Annotated in this window: 26 protein-coding genes and 6 tRNA genes; 12 read left to right on the forward strand and 20 right to left on the reverse strand. The window is 51.5% G+C overall.

Annotation, left to right across the window (positions count from 1 at the left end):
• Positions 1 to 205: 205 nt before the first annotated feature.
• The 4 genes from ACO0LG_RS08370 to ACO0LG_RS08385 all read right to left on the reverse strand — a co-directional run bounded on the left by ACO0LG_RS08370 (position 206) and on the right by ACO0LG_RS08385 (position 4164).
• Positions 206 to 1093: a DMT family transporter gene (locus tag ACO0LG_RS08370; protein ID WP_423025210.1), complete on the reverse strand. Its 888-nt coding sequence runs from the start codon at positions 1091 to 1093 to the stop codon at positions 206 to 208.
• A 74-nt stretch (positions 1094 to 1167) separates the two neighbouring features.
• Positions 1168 to 1974, reverse strand: a complete 807-nt coding sequence (locus tag ACO0LG_RS08375; protein ID WP_423025212.1) for an AraC family transcriptional regulator — start codon at positions 1972 to 1974, stop codon at positions 1168 to 1170.
• A 394-nt stretch (positions 1975 to 2368) separates the two neighbouring features.
• Complete coding sequence (locus ACO0LG_RS08380) at positions 2369 to 3202, reverse strand: lipase family protein (protein ID WP_423025214.1); 834 nt, start codon at positions 3200 to 3202, stop codon at positions 2369 to 2371.
• Between the two features lie 131 nt (positions 3203 to 3333).
• Entirely contained in the window at positions 3334 to 4164 is an 831-nt protein-coding gene (locus tag ACO0LG_RS08385) for a DUF6597 domain-containing transcriptional factor (protein ID WP_423025216.1), read from the reverse strand.
• Between the two features lie 225 nt (positions 4165 to 4389).
• On the opposite strand from ACO0LG_RS08385, the gene ACO0LG_RS08390 reads away from it, so the two are divergent.
• The 3 genes from ACO0LG_RS08390 to ACO0LG_RS08400 all read left to right on the forward strand — a co-directional run bounded on the left by ACO0LG_RS08390 (position 4390) and on the right by ACO0LG_RS08400 (position 6409).
• Positions 4390 to 4791 (forward strand): DUF3224 domain-containing protein, encoded by a 402-nt coding sequence (locus ACO0LG_RS08390; protein ID WP_423025218.1) that lies wholly within the window; start codon positions 4390 to 4392, stop codon positions 4789 to 4791.
• 172 nt (positions 4792 to 4963) lie between these two features.
• On the forward strand, positions 4964 to 5464 hold the full coding sequence (locus ACO0LG_RS08395; RefSeq protein ID WP_423025220.1) for a phage tail protein: 501 nt from the start codon (positions 4964 to 4966) through the stop codon (positions 5462 to 5464).
• 144 nt (positions 5465 to 5608) lie between these two features.
• Complete coding sequence (locus ACO0LG_RS08400; protein ID WP_423025222.1) at positions 5609 to 6409, forward strand: ImmA/IrrE family metallo-endopeptidase; 801 nt, start codon at positions 5609 to 5611, stop codon at positions 6407 to 6409.
• Positions 6410 to 6545: 136 nt separating this feature from the next.
• Here the strand turns inward: ACO0LG_RS08400 and ACO0LG_RS08405 are convergent, their stop codons facing one another.
• Entirely contained in the window at positions 6546 to 7361 is an 816-nt protein-coding gene (locus ACO0LG_RS08405; RefSeq protein WP_423025579.1) for an oxidoreductase, read from the reverse strand.
• A 215-nt stretch (positions 7362 to 7576) separates the two neighbouring features.
• Between ACO0LG_RS08405 and ACO0LG_RS08410 the strand changes: the two genes are divergently transcribed.
• A complete protein-coding gene (locus tag ACO0LG_RS08410) occupies positions 7577 to 8533 on the forward strand; it encodes a LysR substrate-binding domain-containing protein (protein ID WP_423025224.1) in 957 nt (318 codons plus the stop codon).
• Between the two features lie 241 nt (positions 8534 to 8774).
• Here ACO0LG_RS08410 and ACO0LG_RS08415 read toward each other — a convergent pair whose 3' ends face one another.
• The gene (locus tag ACO0LG_RS08415; RefSeq protein WP_423025226.1) at positions 8775 to 10373 is read right to left on the reverse strand and encodes an FAD-binding protein; all 1599 of its coding nucleotides are present in this window, start codon (positions 10371 to 10373) and stop codon (positions 8775 to 8777) included.
• A 395-nt stretch (positions 10374 to 10768) separates the two neighbouring features.
• Between ACO0LG_RS08415 and ACO0LG_RS08420 the strand changes: the two genes are divergently transcribed.
• From ACO0LG_RS08420 to ACO0LG_RS08455, 8 genes are all read left to right on the forward strand, one after another.
• Positions 10769 to 11023, forward strand: a complete 255-nt coding sequence (locus tag ACO0LG_RS08420) for a hypothetical protein (protein ID WP_423025228.1) — start codon at positions 10769 to 10771, stop codon at positions 11021 to 11023.
• A gap of 318 nt (positions 11024 to 11341) precedes the next feature.
• A tRNA-Pro gene (locus tag ACO0LG_RS08425) sits at positions 11342 to 11418 on the forward strand.
• A 193-nt stretch (positions 11419 to 11611) separates the two neighbouring features.
• A tRNA-His gene (locus ACO0LG_RS08430) sits at positions 11612 to 11686 on the forward strand.
• 22 nt (positions 11687 to 11708) lie between these two features.
• Positions 11709 to 11793 (forward strand) — tRNA-Leu (locus ACO0LG_RS08435).
• A 264-nt stretch (positions 11794 to 12057) separates the two neighbouring features.
• Positions 12058 to 12134 (forward strand) — tRNA-Pro (locus ACO0LG_RS08440).
• A 249-nt stretch (positions 12135 to 12383) separates the two neighbouring features.
• A tRNA-Leu gene (locus tag ACO0LG_RS08445) sits at positions 12384 to 12466 on the forward strand.
• 130 nt (positions 12467 to 12596) lie between these two features.
• Positions 12597 to 12681: transfer RNA gene (locus tag ACO0LG_RS08450), tRNA-OTHER, on the forward strand.
• Between the two features lie 157 nt (positions 12682 to 12838).
• Positions 12839 to 13978 (forward strand): tyrosine-type recombinase/integrase, encoded by a 1140-nt coding sequence (locus ACO0LG_RS08455; protein ID WP_423025230.1) that lies wholly within the window; start codon positions 12839 to 12841, stop codon positions 13976 to 13978.
• On the opposite strand, the gene ACO0LG_RS08460 is transcribed toward ACO0LG_RS08455, so the two are convergent.
• The 14 genes from ACO0LG_RS08460 to ACO0LG_RS08525 form a co-directional block, all read right to left on the reverse strand.
• Positions 13932 to 14126 (reverse strand): helix-turn-helix transcriptional regulator, encoded by a 195-nt coding sequence (locus tag ACO0LG_RS08460; protein WP_423025232.1) that lies wholly within the window; start codon positions 14124 to 14126, stop codon positions 13932 to 13934. The two genes, ACO0LG_RS08455 and ACO0LG_RS08460, sit on opposite strands and share 47 nt — an antisense overlap.
• Positions 14110 to 14373: a helix-turn-helix domain-containing protein gene (locus ACO0LG_RS08465; RefSeq protein ID WP_423025234.1), complete on the reverse strand. Its 264-nt coding sequence runs from the start codon at positions 14371 to 14373 to the stop codon at positions 14110 to 14112. Before ACO0LG_RS08465 ends, ACO0LG_RS08460 begins: the two co-directional genes overlap by 17 nt.
• Complete coding sequence (locus tag ACO0LG_RS08470; protein WP_423025236.1) at positions 14370 to 17324, reverse strand: DUF927 domain-containing protein; 2955 nt, start codon at positions 17322 to 17324, stop codon at positions 14370 to 14372. The genes ACO0LG_RS08465 and ACO0LG_RS08470 overlap by 4 nt, the downstream gene beginning before the upstream one ends.
• A gap of 26 nt (positions 17325 to 17350) precedes the next feature.
• Positions 17351 to 17614 carry a hypothetical protein gene (locus ACO0LG_RS08475; RefSeq protein ID WP_423025238.1) on the reverse strand — a complete coding sequence of 88 codons (264 nt, stop codon included), beginning with the start codon at positions 17612 to 17614 and terminating at the stop codon, positions 17351 to 17353.
• Positions 17611 to 17841 (reverse strand): DUF3310 domain-containing protein, encoded by a 231-nt coding sequence (locus tag ACO0LG_RS08480; RefSeq protein ID WP_423025240.1) that lies wholly within the window; start codon positions 17839 to 17841, stop codon positions 17611 to 17613. Before ACO0LG_RS08480 ends, ACO0LG_RS08475 begins: the two co-directional genes overlap by 4 nt.
• Positions 17842 to 17898: 57 nt before the next feature.
• The gene (locus tag ACO0LG_RS08485) at positions 17899 to 18852 is read right to left on the reverse strand and encodes a hypothetical protein (RefSeq protein ID WP_423025242.1); all 954 of its coding nucleotides are present in this window, start codon (positions 18850 to 18852) and stop codon (positions 17899 to 17901) included.
• Between the two features lie 30 nt (positions 18853 to 18882).
• Positions 18883 to 19266 (reverse strand): hypothetical protein, encoded by a 384-nt coding sequence (locus ACO0LG_RS08490; RefSeq protein ID WP_423025244.1) that lies wholly within the window; start codon positions 19264 to 19266, stop codon positions 18883 to 18885.
• Positions 19259 to 20755, reverse strand: coding sequence for an SNF2-related protein (locus ACO0LG_RS08495; protein ID WP_423025246.1), 1497 nt, complete (start codon positions 20753 to 20755; stop codon positions 19259 to 19261). Before ACO0LG_RS08495 ends, ACO0LG_RS08490 begins: the two co-directional genes overlap by 8 nt.
• 104 nt (positions 20756 to 20859) lie before the next feature.
• Positions 20860 to 21126, reverse strand: coding sequence for an HNH endonuclease signature motif containing protein (locus ACO0LG_RS08500; RefSeq protein ID WP_423025248.1), 267 nt, complete (start codon positions 21124 to 21126; stop codon positions 20860 to 20862).
• A gap of 183 nt (positions 21127 to 21309) precedes the next feature.
• Complete coding sequence (locus ACO0LG_RS08505) at positions 21310 to 21600, reverse strand: hypothetical protein (RefSeq protein WP_423025250.1); 291 nt, start codon at positions 21598 to 21600, stop codon at positions 21310 to 21312.
• Positions 21584 to 21757 (reverse strand): hypothetical protein, encoded by a 174-nt coding sequence (locus ACO0LG_RS08510; RefSeq protein WP_423025252.1) that lies wholly within the window; start codon positions 21755 to 21757, stop codon positions 21584 to 21586. Before ACO0LG_RS08510 ends, ACO0LG_RS08505 begins: the two co-directional genes overlap by 17 nt.
• Positions 21754 to 22404, reverse strand: coding sequence for a PD-(D/E)XK nuclease family protein (locus tag ACO0LG_RS08515; RefSeq protein WP_423025254.1), 651 nt, complete (start codon positions 22402 to 22404; stop codon positions 21754 to 21756). The genes ACO0LG_RS08510 and ACO0LG_RS08515 overlap by 4 nt, the downstream gene beginning before the upstream one ends.
• Positions 22405 to 22476: 72 nt before the next feature.
• Positions 22477 to 23136 (reverse strand): hypothetical protein, encoded by a 660-nt coding sequence (locus tag ACO0LG_RS08520; protein WP_423025256.1) that lies wholly within the window; start codon positions 23134 to 23136, stop codon positions 22477 to 22479.
• Between the two features lie 82 nt (positions 23137 to 23218).
• A complete protein-coding gene (locus ACO0LG_RS08525; protein WP_423025258.1) occupies positions 23219 to 25063 on the reverse strand; it encodes a DNA polymerase in 1845 nt (614 codons plus the stop codon).
• Between the last annotated feature and the right edge of the window lie 2 nt (positions 25064 to 25065).

The following is a 25065-nucleotide window of genomic DNA, read 5'->3' on the forward strand; positions in this document are numbered from 1 at the left end:
GGATATAGTAGAGAGCATGTGCATGCCATGGGTGGTAAGGCGAGTCGTGCGCAACGTCAAAACCACAGCGCTACCTTTGTGTCTCGGTATCTCGGTATCTCGGTAACTCGGTGTCTGTTTGTCTCTGTGGCGAGTGGTCTGGAATTTGTGAGCATGGCGACCTGCACATGGCGCACCATACAAATTGACAAAATTTTCTTGTCTGCTACACACCATCCTCACGGCTGCCCAATAAAGCCATCCCCACGATCGCCAATAACACGCAGGCGATACCGGTGATCTGGCTGCTGCTGACGGCTTCACCCAGCACCATGATGGCGAGCACGACGGCGGACACTGGTGCCAGCGCCGTGAAGAGGGCGGCTTCGCTGCCGCTGACTTTGGCGGCGCCTGCATACCACAGCAAAAAGCCCGCCACCGTCGGCACCATCGCATAATAGACCACTGCCCATACCGCATTGCTGGTAACGTGTGACTGCCATGGCATTTCAAATAGGGCTGGTATGATGGACAAAGCCAGCCCCAAGCCTGTCATGATGGTGGACAGGGCAAGTGGTGGTATCGCAGTCTTCAGGCGTTTATTCAGCAAGATGAACAAGCCTTCACAGACGATGGCCGCGAAGATCAGCGCATTGCCTAAAAGTGAATGCTGGCCGTTGCCATCTTTCCGTATCGCGATTGACAGCACCCCCGCACCTGCCAGCAGCACAGCCAGCAATAAGCTGGCTTGTGGCCTTTCATCCAGCAAGACGATGGCAATTGCCGCAGAGACGATGGGCAGGGTACCGATAATCACGCCTGCATCGGCAGCAGATGTCAGATGCATGCCGCTGATAAGCAGGGTAGTGTAGCCCACACTGCCCGCACCCGCCTGCAAGACCAGCAAACCCCAGTCGCGCTTGCCCAGCCTTGGCAGCCGTGCGCCGGTGACATGCATCAAGAGTAAAAAGCAGGGGAGGGCAATCGCAAAACGCAGTGACGTTGCGGTGAATGCCGGCAAGCCACTGCCTATCACTTTGCTGGCGACCACCGTGCTGCCGACGACGATCATTGCCAGCGCCAAATATGCATATCCCAAAAATCTGTCTGACATTGCTTGCCTCATCCTAGATGGAAAAGCCTCAGCGTGACAGCTTGACATAGTGCCGTCTTGAATAAAATTGCAGGCTAGCGCTTGATGCTATAAATGCCGGGAGACATCCCAAAATTGCGCACGAACAGCCGCGTCAGATGGCTTTGATCAGCAAAGCCGCTATCTATCGCGGCTTGTACCAGTGGCATGCCCGCAGCAATCAGGCGGCGGGCGTGGTGCAGGCGGCGTTGCAGGATATAGGCATGCGGCGTCATGCCGGTAGCCTTGGCAAAGCCACGCAAAAGCTGGAAACGGCTCATGCCGCTTTGCTGCGCCAGGTCCTGCAGGCTGAGGTTGGCAGTCGGGTCATCATCAATGCGGCTACGCGCATGGTGTATGGCCTGTGGCACTGTCTGGTTGAACACGTTGGCTGCTTGCATGACGCGGGCGAACAGTATCAGCATTTGTTGTTCTGCCGGCATATGCATACCAGGTGAAGCTGTCATCGTCATGAACAATTGCTGTACCGTCTGGCTGATGTGCGTATCACGCATGACTGGCAGACTGAATTCTGCCTGCGTGGTTTTTCCTTCGCTGATATCCATTATGATGCTGCTGATCAGGGTTGGTTCAAAGTACAGCATCTGCCAACTCCGCCCGCTATCACCTATGGGTGTGCCATCATGGATTTCACCAGGGTTGACGGTAATGGTATCCCCGGCCATGGCCTCGACCATGCCAACGCCACTCAGGGATTTTTGAGCACCTTGTACCACCACGCCTATGCCAAATTGCTCATGCATGTGCCGACCAAAACTATGCCTGGATTGCGCCCGCACCGCTTCCACCCCAGCCTGGTGGCATGGCAGCATGGTGAATTGTTTTTGCAGGCTGGCGGGCATGGTGGCGTCTGGTGAGCTTGATGGATAAGGATAGCATTTTTGATGAGAGCAGGTAACAGGCCTTGATGCGGTGGGGCGATTAGCATCGCGTAATCGCGCTCATCCGCCTGGTAATAACAAGCGAACTACGCTTGACCGTGACGTAGCCGTCATGGGAGGCGTATTACAATGCGCCCTGCGCTGATCCATTTTTCGTCGAGGCATGCGTACGATTACGGTGCGCTAATCGTCTCTACTCGCTTATCCTCAGTGCTTACTCTGCGGTGTAGCAGGGGATTCGTGCGGCTTGCCACGCCTGCGTGAAGAAGGACTGCTTGCAAGCAGCCTTCCTTCCTCCGTGTCTCTGTGCCGGGAGGTCTTGGTCCTTGCTTTACTACACTGATATGTTAACCCTTCACAAACCCAACACTGCCTTCACATAATTAATCGGTGCATGATCTGCCATTGAGCGAAAACCCACATTCTCACTGCGCCACGCATAGGCTAGCAGATAATCTGCCTTGGCGATGGTCTGGTCTTGCAGCATGTCCAGGTTGCTGGCGGCTGCAATCAGTTCGCCGTGGCGGTCAAGATAATGCATGCCGCGCAAGTGGGCATAATATTCGGATTCTGGCGGCAGGATGGTGACGATATCGGCGCAATTCACGTAACGGTCAACCTGGCGGTTTTTAAACATGGCGGCAAAGCTGGCATTGCCCACGCGCGGTGAACCAAATGTCACCAGGCGGCTGTCAGGCAGCAGGGCAGCGGCCAGTGTGGCGACTGCTGCACCCAGGCTATGCCCGGTGATATAGATTATTTTTGCCGTGCAGTTTTTCAGCCAGTCGTTCAACTGCATGGCGATGCTGTCGTAAGCGCGCAAAAATCCATCATGCACCTGGCCATCACCCTGCCAGTTCACTGGCCAGAACAAACCATCAATCAGGATATCAGTAGGGTCATCCGGCTGCGTACCGCGGAAGGCAATATACGCAGTATCACCCTTGACGACAGCAAAGCCCTGGGTATGGGTATTCACACCCAGCAGCAGGCTGGCCTCGCCAAACTGTGCCTGCATCAATATGCCCTGGAAGTGGTCCAGCACCTGCCCGCCTTCTTCATAATGCCAGTAAGCCAGCCGCGACAATTCGGCGCAAATGGCATGCGTAGTCCACGGCAATTCCGTCCCCAATAAGCTTGGCTGGGATTCAGGATGGAACAAGGCGGTCTTGCTGGGATCGTATTGCATGATGCCTTCTGTCGGTTAGGGAGAGATGGTCGTTTTAAGATAGTGTAAAATTAATTATTTTGCAAGTAAATCATACTTGCTGATTCATTCGCCACATTCATCCTCGCGTAACACCCGCATCAATCCCCATCTCAAATGCATTGCAAACTCTTCTCATACTCCCCCGGTGTCATTCCCACCAACTGCCTGAAATCCCGTACAAAATGGGCCTGGTCAAAGTAGCCCAGTTCCAGCGCCAGATCAGTCCAGCTTAGGGTCTTGCCTGCTTGCACCTGGGCTACCGCTTCGTGCAGGCGGTAGCGTTGTATCACCCATTTGGGGCCTATGCCCACATATTTCTGGAACAGTCTTTGCAGGCTGCGTTTATCCATGACTGCAATTGCCATCACGTCTTCAACGGTGATGATATTGCGGTCCTGTTCTATACGAGTCAGCCAGTCGCTAATGCGGCCAACCTGTTCATCAGCGGGTGGCAGGCGGTGCAGCAAGAAAGCTTCTGCCGCAGTGGACATGGTTTGCACATCATTTGTCGCCAGTATCTTTGCGCAAAAGTCTGCACCATGCCTGCCAAAACAAGCGCTTACATCGATGGAGGTGTTACCCAGTTGCGCCACCGCCTGCCGGTAAAACGGGTAAAACCCGCCAGGCTTGAACTTGATGCCAAATACGCGTCCCTTGCCCTGCAAAGTGCGCATGAAACGCCCGCTGTGTATGCCATAGATACGCGCCTCGCCATTTTCCACCACCAGATGCACATTCGGATGTGGCAGGGTCGCTTGCTCTTGCGCTGGCAGGCCGCGTAAATCCCAGGCCACATGCCAGTAATGCGCGACCAGCCCGGCCAGCGCGGGCGACGGCAATTGCCGGTGGTGCTGGAATTCACCTTCGCTAAAGGCCGGGCGCAGCACGCCGCGTGTCTGGCCGGCGTCTGTGCTGGTGATTGTGGATACAGGCTGGGTCATCTTTTTGTCTCTCTTGCTTCATTTTCCGCTTGTCGCGTTTTTACTATCCTGTGCATGAAGACTCTGGTGTAATCCTGTTCATGTAATCTTCCATAGTGAGCAGAGATGACAACCAATGTACCCAGCGCAATCGCTTTTGTCGTTGCCAGCACAGTCTGCCTTTATACTGGTACCTCCCGGGCGCAAACTGCAGTATCACCATCCACCATTGTAAAGGAGCAGCGCATGCAAAACACGCACAAGGTCAACGGCACATTTGACGTCAAACTCAATCCGCAAGCTGCCGCACCCGGCATAGAATCCGCCAAACTGGGACGCATGACCATAGACAAGCAATTTCATGGCGAGCTTGAAGCGCACAGCCTGGGCGAAATGATGTCAGCCATGGCCGAGGTCAAGGGCTCGGCAGGCTATGTCGCCATAGAAAGGGTGACTGGCACCCTGGCTGGCAAGAAAGGCAGCTTTGTCCTCATGCACACCGGCATCATGAACCGTGGCCAGCCACAGTTGACGATACAGGTCGTGCCTGATTCTGGTACTGATGAACTGACTGGTATCAGCGGCAGCATGGGTATAGACATCAAGGAAGGTCAGCATTTTTACAGTTTTGAATATAGCTTGCCTTGAAGACAGTTGTGATCATCTGTCCCCTGTTTTGCAGGCTATTTGTGAATTAGGCTTGAGATTTAATTAATTAACAATTATTCTTGTGTTAATTAATGGCATCCGGCCTGCTTGCTCTGCTGCCTGAAATTGCCTGATACTCTCGCTGTGCAACTCAAACAAGAAGGAATGGATGATGACATATACGACGGATGCCGATATCCCCGCCGACACTGGCTCGGTGGTTGCCCTGATCGCCATGCCGGTTGGTACGGTAGTCAGCTTTTTGGGGCAAAGCGCGCCGAATGGCTGGCTGCTCTGTGATGGTACGCGCATAGACCAGGCAACCTATCCTAACCTGTATCCACTATTGGTCAATGGTGCCCTACCAGACCTGCGCAGCCGCTTTGTTGTCGGCGCAGGTCAGGGTGCCGGGTTGAGTAACTACGCGACCAGCGCAACTGGCGGTGCAGAAACAGTGACGTTGACCACTGCGCAACTGCCATCTCATTCGCACACCATTAACGGTGGCAATTTTGGCTTGCACAACCGGTCGTTTGAGGGCGATGACGATACTGATCTTCCCTATGAAACCAGGTATAACACACCTATTAATGGCACTGACAAAACCGGTAATGATCAGCCCCATGAAAACCGGCCTCCGTATTTTGCGCTGACGTATATTGTCAAGTATTGAGCGGGGAAGAAATTATCCTGTAGGGTGCGCCGTGCGCACCGTTTTTGTATGTCACGACGGTGCGCATGGCGCAACCTACCAGGCGATGTTGCGACTGGTTGTTTGTATTAGAATCGATGCTTTCGTCAACATCATTCATGATCAATGCATCGCGCCTGGAATCCCACCCGCAGAAATAAAAATATAGGCACCAAGGCCCAAGGTCACGGCAACGATAACCGCATGGCCGTGCCCGAAGCCTGGGGTAAAATTTTTTACGAAAAGCTCACTACGCATGTGCTGGTCAGGCGCGATATCGCCGGACGCGACATGCGTTTCTTTGTCGAACCAACCCGGTCTGATTGCTTTTATGCCTGCAGCATAGACGATATCTGCAGGGTACTTGGGCATTGCCCGCCAGAAGTTTTATCCGCTTTTGATTTCATCGTGTTGCGCCAGCCCACCCGCAAGCAGCGCATCTTGCGCCCGGTGTGGGGAAGGGCAATTTTCTCATTTGAGATACGCCAGCAATGTGGCGCTGCTATCGTCATTGAAGCCCATAATCTCGATGGCTATCAATGGCCCAAATCGCTGAGCCAGGAAAGCCAGCGCGAACTGGCGCGCTTGCAGCAAGATGGCCATGCTATCGCACGCACCCGCCAAGGCTATTCAATATCGTCTGACTCCCCGTCACTGCGCCACACCATATTGTACCGGACACTCTTGCATGAGATAGGCCATCATGTTGATCACAAGCACAGCACGACTGAAGAGTGGGCAGATAAAACCAAGGCCACCAAAGAAGATTATGCACACCGCTTTGGTGCAGAGTTGTATGCCAGACTGGAGCAACAGGCCGTTGTGCCGTTTTCGCCCATATTGGACGAGGCTGTGATGGCACAGGACGGACTTGATCTTGCATGGTTTTGCCCACCAACTCTGCGAGATTCGCCATCATCGCCGTAAGGGTAGCGGTAACGGGAGGGCATTCCAGTGCGCCGCATGATTATTCCTTTTTGCCAGGATTGCCGCAGTATCTCTGGCATCAAAAATCGTGGACAGCTTCATTCAGGGCTGAATGAAGCTGGCTACTCATTTGCCTTTACATATTGTTCAACGCCACCAATGCCGCCTCATCAAGTTGCAGCGCCCCCGCTGCAACGTTGTCGCGCAGATGTGCCACTGACGAAGTACCGGGGATGACGAGGATGTTAGGTGCGCGTTGCAATAGCCAAGCCAGTGCCACTTGCATGGGCTGGACTTGCAAGCTTGCAGCCACCTGCGTTAACACATCAGACTGCAATGGCGTGAACCCACCGAGCGGGAAAAACGGTACATAGGCGATACCCTGTGCTGCCAGTGTGTCTATCATGGCGTCGTCACCGCGATGCGCCAGGTTGTACTGGTTTTGTACGCAGACGATGTCAGTGATCTGCTGCGCTTCTGCCAGTTGCTGCATATCGACGTTGCTGAGTCCTATGTGGCGGATCAGACCTTCTTGTTTCAAACGCAGCATGGTGTCAAGCGTTTCGGCGAGTGAAGAACCGTCCGGTCCAGCCACGCCAGGCGCACGCAGGTTGACCACGTCAAGCACATCCAGCCGCAGGTTGCGCAAGTTATCGTGGATGGCATCACGCAATTCCTGCGCAGATGCGGCGGGCAGCCATGATTGATCATCGCCGCGCTTGAAACCTATCTTGGTGACAATGGTCAGCTCTTCGCGGTAAGGATGCAGCGCTTCGCAAATGATCTGGTTGGTCACATGCGGCCCATAAAAATCTGAGGTATCGATATGGTTGATGCCCAGCTCTATTGCCGCACGCAGTACTGCCACGGCGGCGGCACGGTCTTTGGGCGGGCCCCACACATGCGGGCCCGCCAGTTGCATGGCACCGTAGCCCATGCGATTGAATGTCATATCGCAATAGGCCGGTGTGAACTGGTCGCGGGAGGGGGAATAAGTGCTCATAAAAACTCCGGGGTGATGGTTGACAATTTTTGCCAAGTCCCTGTTCGCGGTCATCGCGTGGTGGGGCAGGGCATGGATACATCATAGCGAGAGTCTTACTGTGTGATAATCAGGGCAATTCCGCACGGCTTGTACGATATTTCGCACAATGGAGCATTCCAACCATGACCACAGACTTGCATTCACTGGCTGACCTGTCCACCTTTGCCTTGGTCGTACAGCACCGTGGCTTCCGCCAGGCTGCACGCGCCAGTGGGCAATCAGCCTCGGCACTGAGCGAGTCAGTTAGGCGGCTGGAAAGCCAGCTTGGCATACGGCTGTTATTGCGAACTACCCGCAGCGTCACGCCAACCGAGGCCGGGGCGCTATTGCTAAGCCGCCTGCAACCCGCACTCAACGATGTTGCCAGCGCGCTCGATGTATTGAACGATTTGCGCGACAGCCCGCGTGGCACGCTTAGGCTCAACGTGCCAGTCAGTGCGGCACTTTTTTTCCTGCAACCCATCGTCGATCAATTCATGCGCAAGTATCCGGATATCTTGCTCGATATCGTCATTGACAATAACTTTGTCGATGTCGTGGCGAGCGGATGTGATGCGGGCATCCGTTATGGCGAGCGGCTGGAACAAGACATGATCGCCGTCCCCATAGGCCCGCTCATGCAACGTTTTGCTGTCGCTGCCGCGCCAGCTTATCTGGAGAGGCGCGGCATACCTGAGCACCCGCGTGATCTGCTGCAACACGCCTGCTTGCGTGGCAAATTTCTCAGCGGCGCTATTTTCCCTTGGGAGTTTGAGCGCGACGGGCAAAAATTGAGCCTCGACCCCAGCGGCCCCCTGATCGTGACCCCCACCGTGATGGATCTGGCAGTGAATGCAGCGGTGGCTGGCCACGGCGTGATTTATCTGTTTGAAGAATGGCTTGCTCTCTACATGGCATCAGGCCAGTTGCAACCCATATTGCAGGATTGGTGGCTGAGTTTTCCGGGGCCGTTTTTATATTATTCTGGGCGGCGGCACCTGCCCGCACCCTTGCGTGCATTCGTTGATTTTATTCGTGCGCCGGATGGTGCTGGTCACAAATCTGCCACAGCTGTTCAAAAAAAGAAAATTGCCAGGTAGTGGGGATTGCATGAAGATAGACATGCGAATGTGTTCATATTGCGGCGTGTAGACTGCGTTCGATTGCACGGTGCTCATCGTATCTACATCCGCCATTTTCGACCGTTACCGTGATGTAGGGCACATCACAATGCACCTCCCGTTACGGCTACACTTATCCTTCTCGTCAATATGGTCGCAAAAAATCGCTGCGAAATAACGCTGTAAAATATCGCTATAAAATATCGCTGAAAAAACGGCATTACTTCCCTACCAGCCTTGCCACATAAGGATTCAAAAACATCCCCGAAGGATCACAACTCTGGCGGTATCCATCAAAAGCTTGCACCCGTTCTTTGCGGCGGCTGTGTAGTTGGCTGATGAATGCCGGGTTGAATGGCAATGTGCCTTTGCCGGGACTGGCTACCGGGTCGTAGAAACCATACATCTTGCCGTTATGTGGCCAGCCGCCCAGTGCGACCCATTCGCTTTCGATATCGGCAAAAAAATTCAGCAGCTTGGTCGGGTAGTCGAGTCCGCTTTTGTCTTCATGTACGGCGACAAAGGCGATCAGGTCAAGATTGACGAAATAAGCATCGGCATTGCTGCTATAGGTGCCTGCCATGGCAGTATTGCCACCTTTGATGAAACGAAACTCCATCGGTGCGGCGATGTGGAAATTGCTGCTCTTGTTGACCTTGTCGCTGACTGATGTCAACGCACCCCAGACCGTAGATAAACTTTCTGCACCCAGGTCAGGCAGCTCGATAAAATAAGACATGAAAATCACCCTGGCAGCTTCGCTCAGCCATAGATCAGAATTCTTTTGCGCTGCCGCTTTGACTTCTCCCTTGATGACGGAGATTGCAGTCGATGTGATCATCGCTGCCGCTGCGGTGCCAACGATAGGTGCGTCAAAGCTCTGTGCATAGATGGCAGCATCCTCGGCGATTTTTGCTGCATAAGGCAAATAGGGCGCGCCAAATTCATTCTTTTGCGCGAGCTGGCAGGCATCTGCTGCAGGATCTGGTACAGGCGCAGCACCTGAGCCATTGTCCACATTCCACCACGCTGCCATGAAGTTGTTGGTGCCAGTCATCGCATAGGGATTGAAAAAAGTTTCTACCCTGGACTTGGACGCCAGCAGGGCAGACAAACCTGCACCAAAGTTGGCGGCGTTTTCCCACACATAATCATTGATGCCGGATGTCAGGCAATTCGCAAACGGGCGCGGCAAAACCTTGATGGTAACGGCAATGACCACACCCAGTGCACCGAGTGACACACGGGCAAATTGCAACGGTGACCAAGCGCCCACCTTGGGTGTGCTGGCGTCTATGGTAGTGACGATGCCATTGGCGCCCATGATGGCAAAGGCTGTCACCGTCTCAGCAAAGATTGGTGCCTGCACCGTTGCGCCATGCACATCTACCGCAGTCATGCCACCCAGACTGAAAAAGCCACCAGCCGTCACGGTTTCCAGCATCAGCTTGTTTTGGGTTAGAAAGGCATCGAGTTCATCTTCGCGTACACCAGTGTTGACGGTGACGCTTTTGCCATCGCTGCTGAGCTGCATGCGCTGGTCACCTTCACTGCCCAGGTCTGCATAGCAAGACAGATCAACGATGATGAACTTGCTGGAAGGCGCTTCAGTGCTGGCAACCAGCGGCGTTTGAGAGTGGCGCTGACCGGATACGCGTAGCCGTTTGTTTTGTGCCGCGGCACTGGTGACGATGGCTTGTAATTCTTCGCGTGTGCTTGGCGAGTAGTAATAATTATCGCCCTGGTAAAACAGGTTCTGGCTCCAGTTTTGCCAGGCGGGGGAGGTGGGCTGGGTGTTGTCTGTACTGGTTTGCGGCATGGCTTATTCCGGTAAGGATGCAAGTGAGGACGTTTCCTATCCTATTGAAGGAAAGGGGATTAAAGCATCACTTTTGCGATTGGCATCGTTAAGTCAAGCACATGTGCAATGCAAAAATCTCTTTCAAAGCATCACTTTCAAGCATATACAAAAAATATTTCAATGTAATTTACTCTAGCATAAATTTCAATAAATCAAGACACTTTCATCGTATGGACATGCATATGCTCATAGTTTAATTTTCCGAAAATGCCCACCCATTGCAAAAATATATCAATTAATTGAATAAATTCGTCATGCCATGCTTGTTTTATTTAAAAAGCTATGGCAAGATACATCCATCGAATACAGCAACACCCCAGATTAATACGCCATCATAAAGAACAGGACATATTGTGAAAGCAACGCTACTCCAACAACTGCACCATACCCTGCGCCTCATCGCGCAGGGTATGGAACAGGCTGGTGCAGCGCTGCTGAATGTAGCATCGCTCCCATCCCATTTGGCCACTGACCTGCAGTCGCAGCCAGCCTTGCAAGCACAATTAGCACCACCCAGCCCGCTCTTCGCCTTGCCCTTGCATCATCTCGGCGCATGCGTGCAATTCAACATCCGGGGGGAAACCCCACAGGGAAGTCTCACCAATTAAAGGTGTAGATCAACTGTAGCGACAAGCCCGGATGCGATCAGCACACCGGGCTTTTTAGTTTTTAGGCAGGGCTTACGCAAAACCGCCCCAGCTGCGTTGCAGCTCCCGCATTTAGCAAATTCGGTACTAAAGTACTGTCGTCGTCGCTGGCGGTGTAGTCGGGGTGTCAGACAATATATTGTCTGCCGACGTAAGGAACCTCTCCTGTAAGAGAGGTTTTATAAAGCGATAGCCTTGCTGGGACAATGTTGCGAAAGCCCTGCGGAGCGCAGAATTTTTAGCCTGATGGCAGATTGCAACAGGCATTAACAGTCATATCGGAGTATGGCGCAGCCTGGTAGCGCTACTGCCCTGGGAGCAGAAGGTCCGAGGTTCAAATCCTCGCACTCCGACCAGTTTGAACGTTGCATCGTTCTGTAGAGGGCGTCGTGGTAAACGGCGTTCTCTACACCCTGAATTAGCAGCTTGGTAGAGTGCGCCGTGCGCACCGTCGTTGATCAATGAAACGTGTGCGTTGGTGCGCGCGGCGCACCCTACAAGACCAAGTAAAGGTTCAGCAATGTAAGGAAAAAATCAGCCTGCTTTGGGGTGACCATAACTTAATGGTGAAAGTCGTGGATTGTGAATCCGCTTATCCCGGTTCGACTCCGGGTGGTCACCCCAAAGCAGGTTGAAGAATGATTAAGCGCATGTGGTGGAATTGGAATACACGCTGGTCTTAGAAACCAGTGCCGAAAGGATTGAGGGTTCAAGTCCCTCCGTGCGCACCAGTTATATAGGGGATTAGCCAAGAGGCCAGACATCGGAATTTGAGCCCGGCATCAGTGGACCGTGATAGTGAAAGCGAATGTGAAGGACATGTGCCCGGCGAACAGGGTAAGGCGCAAAACGCAGCGATAGTGGGACTATCGCGAGTATTTGCAACGCCGCCATGATCGACGCACACATGGCAGGCACTTCGTTTTTCACTGTCACGGTACGCTAGGGTTCGAATCCTTGATCCCCTTCCAGTATTGAGTAGTGAAAAGTTTTTTCGGTGTGTAGCGCAGCCCGGTAGCGCAGTTGCTTTGGGAGCAGAAGGTCCGGGGTTCAAATCCTCGCACGCCGACCAGTTTGAGTCTTGCATGATTTTGTAGGGTGCGCCGCGGGCACCATCGTTGATCAACGAAACGCGCGTGCCGGTGCGCACGGCGCACCCTACGAGATCAAGCAAAGGTTCAACGATGAAAGAAAAAAATCAGCCTGCGTTGAGATGGTCATAAATGACGGACAAAGTCGCGGATTGTGATTCCGCATATGTCCACTTATCCCGATTCGATTCCGGGTGTCACCCCAAAGCAGATGGAGTTCAATGATTTATGCGCGTGTGGTGGAATGGTATACACGCTGGTCTTAAAAACCGGCGCCTCTGGCATGTGGGTTCGAGTCCCGCCACGCGTACCAGCATAGCCATCAATATTACCATCGTCACGCCAGACTTGATCTGGCATCCAGCGACGTTCGCTGCCAGGCAGGACGAGATTGAGCAGAGATAAAATTTGCGCGTACCGAGTATGTGGCAACAAAGAATTTTGAGAACGTGGCAGAGTGGTCGAATGCACCTGTCTACATACAGCAATCGCTGTCGGGGGCCGTGAGTTCGAATCTCACCGTTGCTGAATTCGTGTATGTTAACAGGTATCGCAAGTATACCGAGCTATCTGTTTTTCATAGGAGAAATCGCAAATGTTCGTTCCATCGTATACATGATACCTTCTAAGTTAACCCCACTGGAAAATGGTATAAATATGGTACACCTACTCGTATACCATGATCATGAAACTCACTGTAAAAAGTATTAACGCAGCACATCCAAAAGCCGCGGCCTATAAACTTACTGATGGCTGCGGTCTATATTTATACATCACGCCGGTGGGCACAAAAGTTTGGCGAGCAAACTATAAAGACGATGGCAAACAAAAGACGATTACATATGGTCGATACCCAGAAATTGGGCTGGCACAAGCTCGTCATATGAACCTTGAGCGGAAGCTTTTTGTGGAGGAAAAGAAAGTCGCTGTGCCTACCTTTAAAGAAATGACTGAGCGTTGGCTGCTAGTAAAACTTCCATCACTTAGTAGTGAGTCCCATAAACATCAAGTGTCTTCTACGCTCCATAATTTTGTGATTCCATTTATTGGAGACAAGCGCATGGATGAAATTAAACGTTTTGAGCTTGTAACTGCTATTCAAAAAATGGTGCACATTCCTGAGTCAGCACATCGTGTAGCTGGGCGTATTTGTGCCGTGTTTGACTACGCTCAGGATTGTGGCGTTTTGGAGTCTCATCCAGCCAGGCGGCTGACTCGTGTACTGCCTAGTAGGAAAACAAAAATACCGCGCCGTAGTATTTCAACTGATGGTGATGAAGTGAAAAAACTTCTAACAGCCATAGATACTTATTCCGAACCAATAACAAAACTTGCGTTAAAACTGATGGCGTATACATTTGTTCGTACTAAAGAGTTGATTGGGATGAAGTGGAGTGAAGTAGATTTCGACAACATGGTTTGGGTAGTTCCTGAAAACAGGATGAAATTGAGGATGCCTCATGTAGTACCGTTGACGCCGCAAACGGTGGCGATCTTATATGAACTGAAAAAATATGAGACTGAAAGTGGGTTGGTGATCGAGTCTATGGTTCGCCCAGGTCACCCACTGTCTGGAAACACCTTGCTGTTTGCGTTATATAGGCTCGGCTACCGTGGTGTAATGACTGTGCATGGATTCCGTGCGTTGGCAAGTACGATACTGAACCAGCAACCTCAATTCAGTGCTGACGCCATTGAGCGTCAGCTTGCGCATAGTGAAACTAATATGGTCAGGGCAGCTTATCATCGTGCGCAATATCTGCCCCACCGTCGTGAGATTATGGCTTGGTGGTCTGATTGGCTTGACCAGCAATATACTGGTTAATTTCTTCAGCCACCCAGCGGTTCAGCCTGCCGATTTTGATGGGGGCTGGAATCGTTTTTGATTTAATCAAGCGCCACAGTGTGGTGTTGCTGATGCTCAGTATATGTTTTATCTCACGTGAGCTGAGTAGTTTAGTTGGTATTGTCATTTGAATTTTCTTCCAAAGTTATTTGCTTATTGAATTCGCTATTAGCGATGTTGCGTTGCGACTCTAGGTATTCTGCAACATCCCTGAAGTCTGCCTGTAACGGGTTGCCAGTCATTGGTATGGGGAACTTCCCCCTTGAACGTAACTGGTAGCCCGCTTGCACCGTGATACCCAGGCATTCACACACTTCTTCTATGCGCAACCTGGGTTTATCGTATCGGCTGAGAATGTAGTACACCATTTTCATGTCGCTGTTTCCTCCTGGGCGTCATTGTTTTCTACCAGTGTAAGAGCTGGTATGTTGGAGCCTTCATATAATTTGGTAACGTCAATGACTATGCAGGTTGCGTTGATCTGAGGCTGATTGATGATGCCTTGAGTGAGCGTGTATCTTACCCCTCGAGCCTGACCGTACAAACAGTTTTGGTTCACTAGCGATGTCATCAGGTTTTTGAAAGAGTATCTATTCTCAACGCAGAAATGACGAAGATCACCTGTTTTTACAATCAGTTTTCCTGCCATGGCACCACCTTCATCACCGCCAGTAACATAGCGACCTACAAATGGCGCGGATACCCCAGACGATAACTGTTCACCAATAACAACCGCACGTCCACCGTCTCTCATGTTCCCACCGCGCAGACTGTTGAAGTATTTAGAGACAATAATATTGCGGCCAAACTCATTCATGAAGTCAGACATGATGGCTTCAGCAGACTGTTCATTCTCGTTCTTGATGTTGTCACAGCGTTTCTCAAGGTACGCAATAATCCAGTCGTACATTGCCTGGGTATTGAACGAAATCAATCCCAACTGTTTCATGATCTTCGCTGCTGCCATGGTGCATGTAGCGTGGCCTATATAGAAGCGGCGTTCGGCATGGCCTTCACCGATGGCTGTTTCTATTTTCATGTTGATAGCACGAAGTAAGCTCTTTACAGCCTCCATGTTGTTCAGGCAGTAGTTAATGAACACAACTGCTGGTGTGCCTGCTGCTGATGCGATTTTACCCAGCGCTTCGATGGCGACTTCCCTGGACTGCATGGGCGGTTCGATATCATCGGCATAGATTTCAATCAGCCGCACTGACTCCGCTTCTGAGTTCTTGCCCTTGGCAGACATGGTGGCGCTGATGTCGCCATTGCCAGTCATGAAACAGGACATGGCCCAGCGGAATACAGGCAGTGGATTACCTGCCTTGTCACAGCGTACTTTGCTCTGACCGTTGGCTGTGCAATACATCAGTTCACTGAAGTCTTTTGCCAATGAGTTGGTCACTTCGTCGATCAGCAAAGGAATGTTCTGAAGCGCGGCAAAGCTGGCATACAAGCCGTTCTTGGTGGTGCCATGGCGCAGGCCATTGATGGTCAGATTGTTGGAGTTACCCAGTGCGGACAGCGCCGAAGCACACACCGTGGTTTTACCGGTACCGGATTTGGTGCCAGTGAATGCCAGCGGGATGCCGTTGTACTTGTCGATGGCTGCTATGGGTGTCAACAGCGAACCCAGTGCCGTACAGATTGCATACTGATACGGCTCCATGCCATCATGGTTGTACATGGTGTTGATGCCTGCAATCCAGTCGTTAACATCACCCTTCGGTGTAAGTCCTTCCCTGTTGGCTGCGCCAGACAAGGTGGCTTCAACAGTCTCACCACCTGCACGATAAATCGTACTGCCCAGAGCGAACTCGGTCAGGTCGGCGTTCCAGCCCAACTGCGTCAACTGTTTTCTTGCTGCAGCGGCTTCTTTCAGTTTCAAGACTGAGGAGGCTAAATAAGAAGACATAACGTTGATTGATTCTCTGTTGTTAGTTAATAAAACTGCGTTTTTACCCAGGTGCTTACGTAGTCCACTGGACCCTTCAGCGATCAGTTCGATGGGTAACTCGAACTCCCGGATACCACCATGCTTTTCGTGTGTCCTGGCCTTGGTGAGATAGCCTTCAGATGACTTCGCCCACTCAGTCAGGTAGAACAGGGAGTTGGCAAACGCTACTGCAATCTGGTTCCCTTTTTTGTCAAAGCCCATGCCGTACATGACGCCATCTTCAAACCAGTATCCTTCGGGTAGTTGTGGTACCTCGACTTCTACAACCTCCGTATCAACCACCACAGTGACAATCTCAGCAGGTTTAACCGGCGGCGCAACCGCACCCAACTGCACTGGCGACGTCACTTGTTCTGCATGAGGACATCCTTCGCAGCTCTTGGGGTTATCAGACCTGAACTTCTCGCATGTGGATGGGCCAGCGTTATACGAGTCGTATTTGAACTGTGTCTCGTGCGCGGTGTACGACGTGTGCTTGGCGCTCCATTCATGGGCTTTTTGTTCACCGTTGGTGCAGTGTTTCAGTACACCTATTGCTGCAAACCAGACTGGATACTCCACCGCGCCAGTGGCTCGAAACACGTTTATCTGCTGACATCCGTCTGCCACTTTATCTGCATCAGAAGGCAGGAAAGCGCGTGAATGTGACGCTGCTGTTTCGTCTGCTGTGGCCTTCAGATAGTCGGGTAGCGGCTTACTGAAAAGCGATAATGCACTAACATCTTCGTGTAAAGCAGCAGTCACTATGCTATCGAAATCAGTAGGTGCTAACACTATTTTGTGTGTGAGTAGTACTTTTACTTCTAGTGGTGCAGCCTTTTTGTTATGTGTTCCGACTGGGCGCAGTATGGACGCTGCGTCTGCTGTACGTGTTGGGTCAGCTAATAGCTTCTCCTGCGCAGCCAGCATCTTGAACTTCGTGGCTGTCGCCTCCCACTCAGTGAAACTAATTGCCTCAGTCAGTGGCCAGTAGGCATGGATGCCTCGGCCTGAGCTTACTACCAGTGGCATGGGTAGCGCCACCGTCTTACAGAACTCTAACAATGCTGCAACTGCTTCTTTCTTGTCTTTGTATCCTTTCCCGTCTGCTGCCTTCTCCTCGCCGCAATCCAGGTCAACCCAGAAGGACTTTACATCCATCCGGTTTTTGTTTACACGCCACTGCTTGACCTCTTCGCCTTTGCCGTTGATACCCATAACGAAGGGTTCACGGTACGTAGCCAGGGCGAAATAGGCTGTCAGGTCTTCAGGGTGGCGATCAACAGATATGACTTTATTGGCGAGTTCGGTCAGGTCTTTACAGTAGATGTGGCGAGGCATTGCCCCAGCACGAACGACGACAGCGTAGCTACCACCAGTGGGTGGCATGACACTCTGAAAGAACTCTAATGTATTCATCCTAACCTTGCGATACTGGATTTGTTAGCCGCCATACCTGCGGTGATTGTTTGTGACAGGTGACTGAAGGCTACCTGGGCAATCTGTTGGGCTTGTATGGGTGTCTCTGCAGAATCAACGATGCAGCGTCCTGCGTATTCAGCCAGGCCGAGTATGAGTTCCAGTCTGGTAAAGCCTTTGCCTGCTGCCACCTGGTTCAATTCATTCACTACGCCTGCCAGCTTTCTGGCGTCTATGCTGTACTCTACTTGATTTGTCATAATGTTATTCCTTCATGTTCGGCCAACAGTTGGATGCAATGGATGGCTTTGCGCAGGTCTTCTGCTCGTTTAGCGGCATCCCCCTTTTTCCGCGTCACGTACTTGATGACGTTGGATGTGGCGTAGTCGAACTTATTCTTCATGCAAAACTCCATCGGTTGGATGGGCATGTCTTTGTAGTGGGTGCCGCCTACCTGTGTTGCTGATGGTGCTAATTGGTCGCTCATTGTTCCTCCTGGAAAAAGAAAAGTGGGGGCGAACCCCCACCAGGTCAGGCTAATGGATTAGTCGAAACTGAGATTGTCCAGGTCGATATCTTCCAGCGAGGTGACTACAGTTGGCGTACCATCAGTATCTGCTGCTTTATTGGCGGCATTGGTTATCAGCACAGCTTCTTGTACCGCAGCGATCACTTCAACTTCCCTGACTTCTTTCGTTGCCTGCGTGATCTTTGGCGCAGTTGCGCCCTGTGCTGCAGCCTGCGCAGCTACTGGTTGGGATGGTGCCTGTTGTGGTGCTTCTGCATATTCCTCAGCGCTGCCGCCGATGATGTTCTGCACCTTGTCACCAGTAGAGATTTCCAGGGCTTCAGTGACCTGCTCTTGGGACAGAAACCCCACTGGTTTAAACGTCAGCAGAGGTGTTGGCGATTCATTGTCGAACGCCATGCGGGTAACAACGCCTGCCGGGCCAACGCCATGTTGTTTCAACAGTTTGCCGTAGTCAGCCAGGTTCTTGATCGTCGCTGGTGGGATACGTACCAGCATGGCGTCGTCCAGCTTGTCAGCCGGTGCTACTGCAATGCGGATGGAGTCTTGGCAGGCTTTGCCCTTGTTACCATTTTCGCCAATCTTGCTACCCCAGACATTACGTGGGCAGGCTGCGCAAGTGGAGCATTGAGGCTTCGGTACTGTCGGGTCTGGCTTGATGCCATCGTTGGACATACAGTCAGGCTTACCGTCTGAACCATCTGCATAACCGGCGGCGTAGAACACCTTGGCTTTGTGTGGACTGACTTTCAAGATCACTACTTCAACGTACTGTGCTACGCTTTCCGGGTCTTTAGGGTTCATGACCAGTTCGCGTTCTTTACCACGGACGATGGCGAAAGTTTTACCTTTGATACTCAGCGTCGTCATGCCCTTGCTGGCATGTGCCAACATGGCGTCGGCGGATGTTGCAGTTTGTTGCAGATACGCTGGTACTGCTCCAAAGTCGAATGGAATAATCGCACTCATTGTGTTTCTCCTGTTAGGTGGTAAATACTACTATGATCTTCTAACGTTGACTACAATTTCTTCTGACCAATTGATACCTGGTGGAAGTTCATGAGTACGTTCTTTGAACTCCTCAATGCCAGACTTCAATGGCCTGATATCCAGCAAGTCCCATTGTTCATGTTCCCGCACATAATCGAAGAACACGGACTTGTCTGCTGCGCTGGCGCTGGTACGTTTGGATGTGTAGGCTGTGCCTATACCGCGTACTGTGAGTGAGTCTGTGCCGTTGGCCTGGAACTTCTTCATGAACTCTTGTTCCAGTTTGTCTTGTATGGCTTTGTCGCCTGCGTCCTGCTTTGTGTAGTCTTCTTTGCGTTTAGAACGCCTGTCTCGCACCGCGATGTACAGTTCAATTCCTTCTGCCTCAGTCATCTTTCTGTTCCTTTAGTAAATCCAGCAATACGTTCTGTAATTCCTGCTTGCCTTGCAATCGTTCAAATATCACCCGTTCAATGGGGCTGCCTACTAGGTGCACGATCACCGTGGTACGTTTCTGGCCTGGCCTTCTGACACGGGCGCAAGCCTGTACATAGGTGTCGTTTGAGTTCGTCGGGCCGCACCACACGATGGTGGTAGCTGCTGTCAACGTCAATCCGTGGGACATGGTGGATGGATTCGCCACCAGAACATGCGGGTCTTTCGAGCGTTGGAAATTGTGGAAGATTTCATCACGCTGTGACTTCGATGTTGCACCACTTACGGTAGCGACTGTCCACTCACTGCGCAACTGTTCTGCCACATATTCCAGTGCACCTGTGAGTGGTACAAACACAATCACTTTGCCTTCCGACTCTTCGATGATTTCGCGCAGTACATTGATGCGGTGCTGCGACGGAATAACGACCAACTCTTTGTTCGGACCATACGCCACACCCAGGCTGATCTGCAACAGCTTGGCGGCTTTGACGGCAGCGTTCACAGCCAGAATCTCACCATTGGCATACTCAGTCTTCAGGCGCTTCATCATGTCCTTGTACGCCTTCTTCTGCTCTGGAGTCAGTTCTACTTCGCGGGTCACCAAAGTCTGGGGTGGCAAGTCCAGGCAGTCATCCAGTGCGAACCGTATGCTGGGCTGCATGAGGCCAAACACAGTCTGTACAGCGTCTTCCTTCGGCACCCACTTATGTGGCCCTACAGGACGCATTACCAGTTCACGGAAGCGCACAAACGAACTGGATATCGCCGTGCTTGTCGGTGTCACCAGTCGAATCTGTGACCATACGTCAGTTGGTAAATGTGGCATTGGTGCGCCAGTCATGCCCCACACTTTTCGTGGAGTCTGCTTGTTGCACACTCTGTTCATTGCCTTCCAGCGATTGGTCGAGGCGTTGCGGTACAGTGCCAGTTCATCAATGATGATCAGGTCAATGTCAGGACGCTTGGCCAGCGCGTCGGCAATAATCTCTACGCCATCGGTGTTGATGATGTAAATGTCTGCCTCTTGTTCCAGCCGCTTAAGACGTTGCTTGGCTGTACCGTAAATCACGACGACCGTCTTGTCAGGGAAATTGTAGAACGCCTCGTTTGCCCAGGTGTCTTGCATGGTGGAGAGTGGGCAAGCCACCAGTATGCGGTTGACCCGCTTGATGCGCTGCATGTAGTCCGCTGCCCACAATGAACTGATGGTCTTACCAGTACCCATGCTGTTCAAAATGAAACAGCGCGAGTTCATGGATGCGAAGTTAGCCGTGGATATCTGTGCCTTGAACGGAGTCTTACCGCCAGGGAAATCGTAGTACATCGGTAGCGGGTCTGGTGGGTTATACCCCATGTTACGCAGGACAAGCACTTCGTCAGGACGATGTGGTACCGCTACAATGGGCCAGCCCTTATGCATGACTTCTTTTGCTGATGTGATCACTGACGTGATCTTGGACGGCTCTTTTAGTTTGAATATCAGAGCCTGCGATTTCTCGTTTATAAGCATGGGCCTACCTACGCTGAATTGGGTACGTGTGCATCATTCTACGCCTTTTTAGGTGCGTATGAACTCTGACCTTTACGCCAACCACGGTTTTGTTCCTCACTGATCACACGAAGATTACTTCGTTTATTTGTCCCGCCACCACTCAGTGGCTTGGTGTGATCAACTTCTTTGCCATCACCCTTACGTACCAGACCCTGTTTCTCTAACTCTCGTCGTGCCTCGTTTCGCATGGCGCGTTTCTTTACTTGTTCCGGCCTGGCTTCATAGGCGGCATCGTATGCTTTTGCATGTGCTGTCTTTGGCATTATTTCCTCCGTCGTGCTGCTTCCCAGGCGTCTCTGCAGTCTGCATCGCACCACCGTCGGGTAGGTGATACGTCTGCGTCGCAGTAAAGGCACTGCCCTGTGGCTGCAACTTCCTGCCTGGTGGTTATCCTGCTGCGTGCTGCTTCTAGCACGCGTTCTATGTTTTTGTCTGCTATATCTGCTTCACAGCTCATTTAAAAATGCCTCCAACTGACTAACATCATCGATCACAACTGCTAACCCGTTATGCCCTTTGATGTCTGAAATCGTATGATCTTGTAACTCTGATGTGTTAGAACGTTTGCCAGGGGCTTTGGCTTCGATGGCTAGGAATTTTCCATTGAGACAACAGATGTAGTCTGGGATGCCATGCTTACCAAAGCCGTTGTTGGCGGGGAGAAAGTACCAGATGCCTCTCTCCCGAAGGACTGCAGAAATTGCGTCCTTTACCTTTCCTTCAGGTGTGCGGGCCATCGGTGTCCTCCACGTCGTTGGCCTCGGCATCCAGTCGACTTCTTAATCTGAACATCAACTCCAGCTCAAGGTCACTTGCACTGCCACTCACTTCGGCTATTTCTGTTTTTCGTACCAACTCTTCATCCGTCAGCACTGCATAAACTGTATGTTTCATCCGCCTCTCCCACAAAACTCGCAACTGGTTACAGGACAATAGCTCTTGCATAACCCTGATGGTGTAGCTGGCCATTGATTTTTCTCGTGTGCTATTTCGATGCGCCGGTAGCGCGCCAGGAGTTTCTGCCAGTGATGTGGCATGTCTTCTCTGGTCACTGTTTCGGTATCGACTTTTCTTTCTTTGAGCCATACAAAGGAGGTATGGACTTTTTCTACTGCTGGGTTGTGTATTAAGACATAGCCTGCATAGAGGTATGTCTGATCGGTTAATTTGCGTTTGCCAGTTTTCCAGTCGGTGACCATTGCGGTCTTACCACACACCACGGAGAGGTCAATGTTGCCACGGCTCCATGCGTTTTTTGCGAAGTAGTCACAAGGCTGGAAGTCACTTGTGATCGCAATTTTCTGTTCGGCTATCTTCTTGCCTGGGAGTGCAGCGAACTTGTTCACGATGCCTTCCCACTGGTGCATCCCTTCAGGAAGAGGGGTTGCGTTCATTATTCTGTGTTCAATGGCTTTGTGCACTGTATCCCCCCACTTGGCTGATTCGTTCTGTACGTAGGGGATACTCTTTTTTACACGTACTTCATAGTATTGCCTGGGGCAAGTTTCAAATGCTTCTAGCTGGGAATACGTCCATGCCATGGGCTTTCCTTAAGGAAAAACCCACCGTTTCGTTAGTGGGTTAAATTTAATATGTTAGTAGAATACCGCATTTTATTTGTTTCTCTTAGTTTTTTCTGCTGCTTCTAGTGCGGCAGTAAGCTTACGGGCAACTTCAGTTTCTGGAATGTGTTTGTCGACTTCAACTTTGTATTTTTTAGCAACCCGGACTTGCTCACTTTTTTCTACTGCTTCTTTTTTCAGGCGCACCAGTAATGTATCAATTCTGTCCCAGAAAAGCTTAATAATTTCACGTCTTGTTTCATACGGAAGTGGTTCCCCAAATTTCTCTTCGTGCTTCTTGGTTTCTTGTTCAAGTAGCATGGCTCGTTCGTTGGACCAGTTAGTCCTGATGCGACGTTCAGCCTCATAGCGTTCTTCATGGGTGTACTTGACTCCAGCCATTGTCTGTTCGACAAACAATGCATCTTTGACACGACGACGTTGGGCAGCCATTAATGTTGCCATGTAGGTTTTGTCATCAACATTGCGCTTGAACTCGGCAATAGCAATGAGCTTTTCCAGGGCCAGTGGAGACTGACGGCCAATCAAAACCAGTTCGTTCAGCACTTCTTTTTCCTCCTTAAACGGAAGCACGAAAGGGCGCGCTACGGCACTTCGTAGTTTCTTGTACCTGGACGCTGCATATGAGTCATTAACTAAAAACTGCACGGCTGCTGTCGCACGAGCCACGTTGTAATTAACTGTGAGCATGTATCTCTCCTTTTCATCTTGCAGGAATGATAGTGACATACACACGTCATGGCAAGTACCTAATCACATTTTTCGTAACAACCTACTTACATTCGCCATAATTAGCACCAATTTCAGCCTCACAAGCTACCGGTAAATCAGGTGCCCAGACGGGCGGTTGGCTCATTGTCTTCACCATCATCTCCTTTACTTTCTCTGCGGCCTTGGCTGGTGCCACTGTCACTGCTTCATCGTGTACAGACAGAACGATCTTGAACCTGGATTGAGGTTTGTCGTACTTACGCAACTGCTTGTCAATCTTGCATGTTTGATAGAACACGATGATACGGGCCAGCGCCTGAACGACGTTCTCAATGATCTTGCCTGCATAAATCCTGTTGCGCTTGCCGTAGCGGTCGTCATAAACAAAAGACTCATACTCTGCATCGTAGCGCAGGCCAGGGTAGCGCACGATCATGCCGTTGGGCAAGTGAACGCCTTCACTGGCCCAAATCAACTTGATGCCCACGCCGAACTCGGCAGTGCCACCAGCCACCACAATCTTCATGGCGGTATCGGCGGCGTCCCACAGTTCGCTGATGCGGTAATACTTGCTGCGGTACAGGTTCACGACACGTTTGGCGTCAGCCTCTGAGATGACAATGCCTGACATGGACTTGACTTGCTCAGCAAAACGCTTCCATCCCATCTGGAAACCCAGGCCCAGGATCGCTGTCTTACCCACAAAACGCTGGTCTGTCATGGACTTGTTGACTTCATAGCCGTAAACATCAGACGCAAACGACGAATAGATATCGACCTTATTCCTGAACGCTTCCAGCAAGTCTTCCTGTCCAGCCAGCCATGCAACGACACGCGCTTCGATCTGCGACGAGTCACAGGCGATGACCTTATACCCAGGTGGTGCTTCGATGGCTTGACGCAGGGTTCCGCCACGGGGCAGGTTCTGCAGGTTCATGGACTCCGCACCACTGGCCCGGCCTGTATGAGCGCCATAGTAATTCAATGCAATAGGCAGAGTCCCGCGAACGGCCATGGCGATGAAGTTACGTGTACGGGTTTCCTCCAGTGTGGACTTGACCCCCATACGTGCTGCGACCACTGCCTGCACCCGGTCATCTGGATGCGCCAGCAGTTCCTTCATGGGTGCATCTGTCTTGGCGAACGCGAAGGTTTCCTTGCCTGTGCTTTTACTGATCTTGGTCGGTGGAACTACGCCCAGTTTTTGCAGCACTGCTGCGAACTTTGGGTTGGACATGAGACCATCTTTACCTACTATGGCTTCGACCTTCGCCAACAATGCTTCCTTGCGCTCCACGACGTTCACTAAATGCTGTTCCAACAATGGTTTGTTTAGAACCAGAATAGGGTCAGTGTACAGACGCAGGAACATATCGATGACGTACATTTCCTGTGGAGTACTGTACTCGCGCAGCGTATTAAATAAAGCGTAAGTCAATGCAACGTCGTTGTCACAATACCCGCCGTACCGTGCCAATTCTTCTGGTGTGAAGTCCTCACGGCGCTTACCCATCGCAGCTACGACTTCCTTGCCCTTGACCCCCAGTTTGAAGTGCCTGGCCAGGGCATCCAGCGATTTACCTTTGGTGATGGACTGAATGGGCGCGGCCATGCTCATTGTGTCAATGATGAACTTGGGGTGAATGCCGTAATGCCAGGACATAATCGACGCGTCGAACAAAGAGTTTTGTGCGATGAGTGTGTGCTTCTCCAGCTCCAGGGAATGAAGGTGTTCGGCCATGTACTTGTCGCTGCCTGTAATCCACGTGGGCTTGCCATCATCGATCTGGTAAGAGAAACCGATCAGTTGGAACCGCGGGTCACGGATGTATTCCTCAGTCGTCATCTTGCTCAGGCTGTACTCTTTGCTGTAGTAGGTTTCCTTGTCGAGGGTGATGATGCTCATGC

It is taken from the genome of Undibacterium sp. Ji42W, assembly GCF_049340405.1.
Taxonomy (GTDB): domain Bacteria; phylum Pseudomonadota; class Gammaproteobacteria; order Burkholderiales; family Burkholderiaceae_D; genus Undibacterium.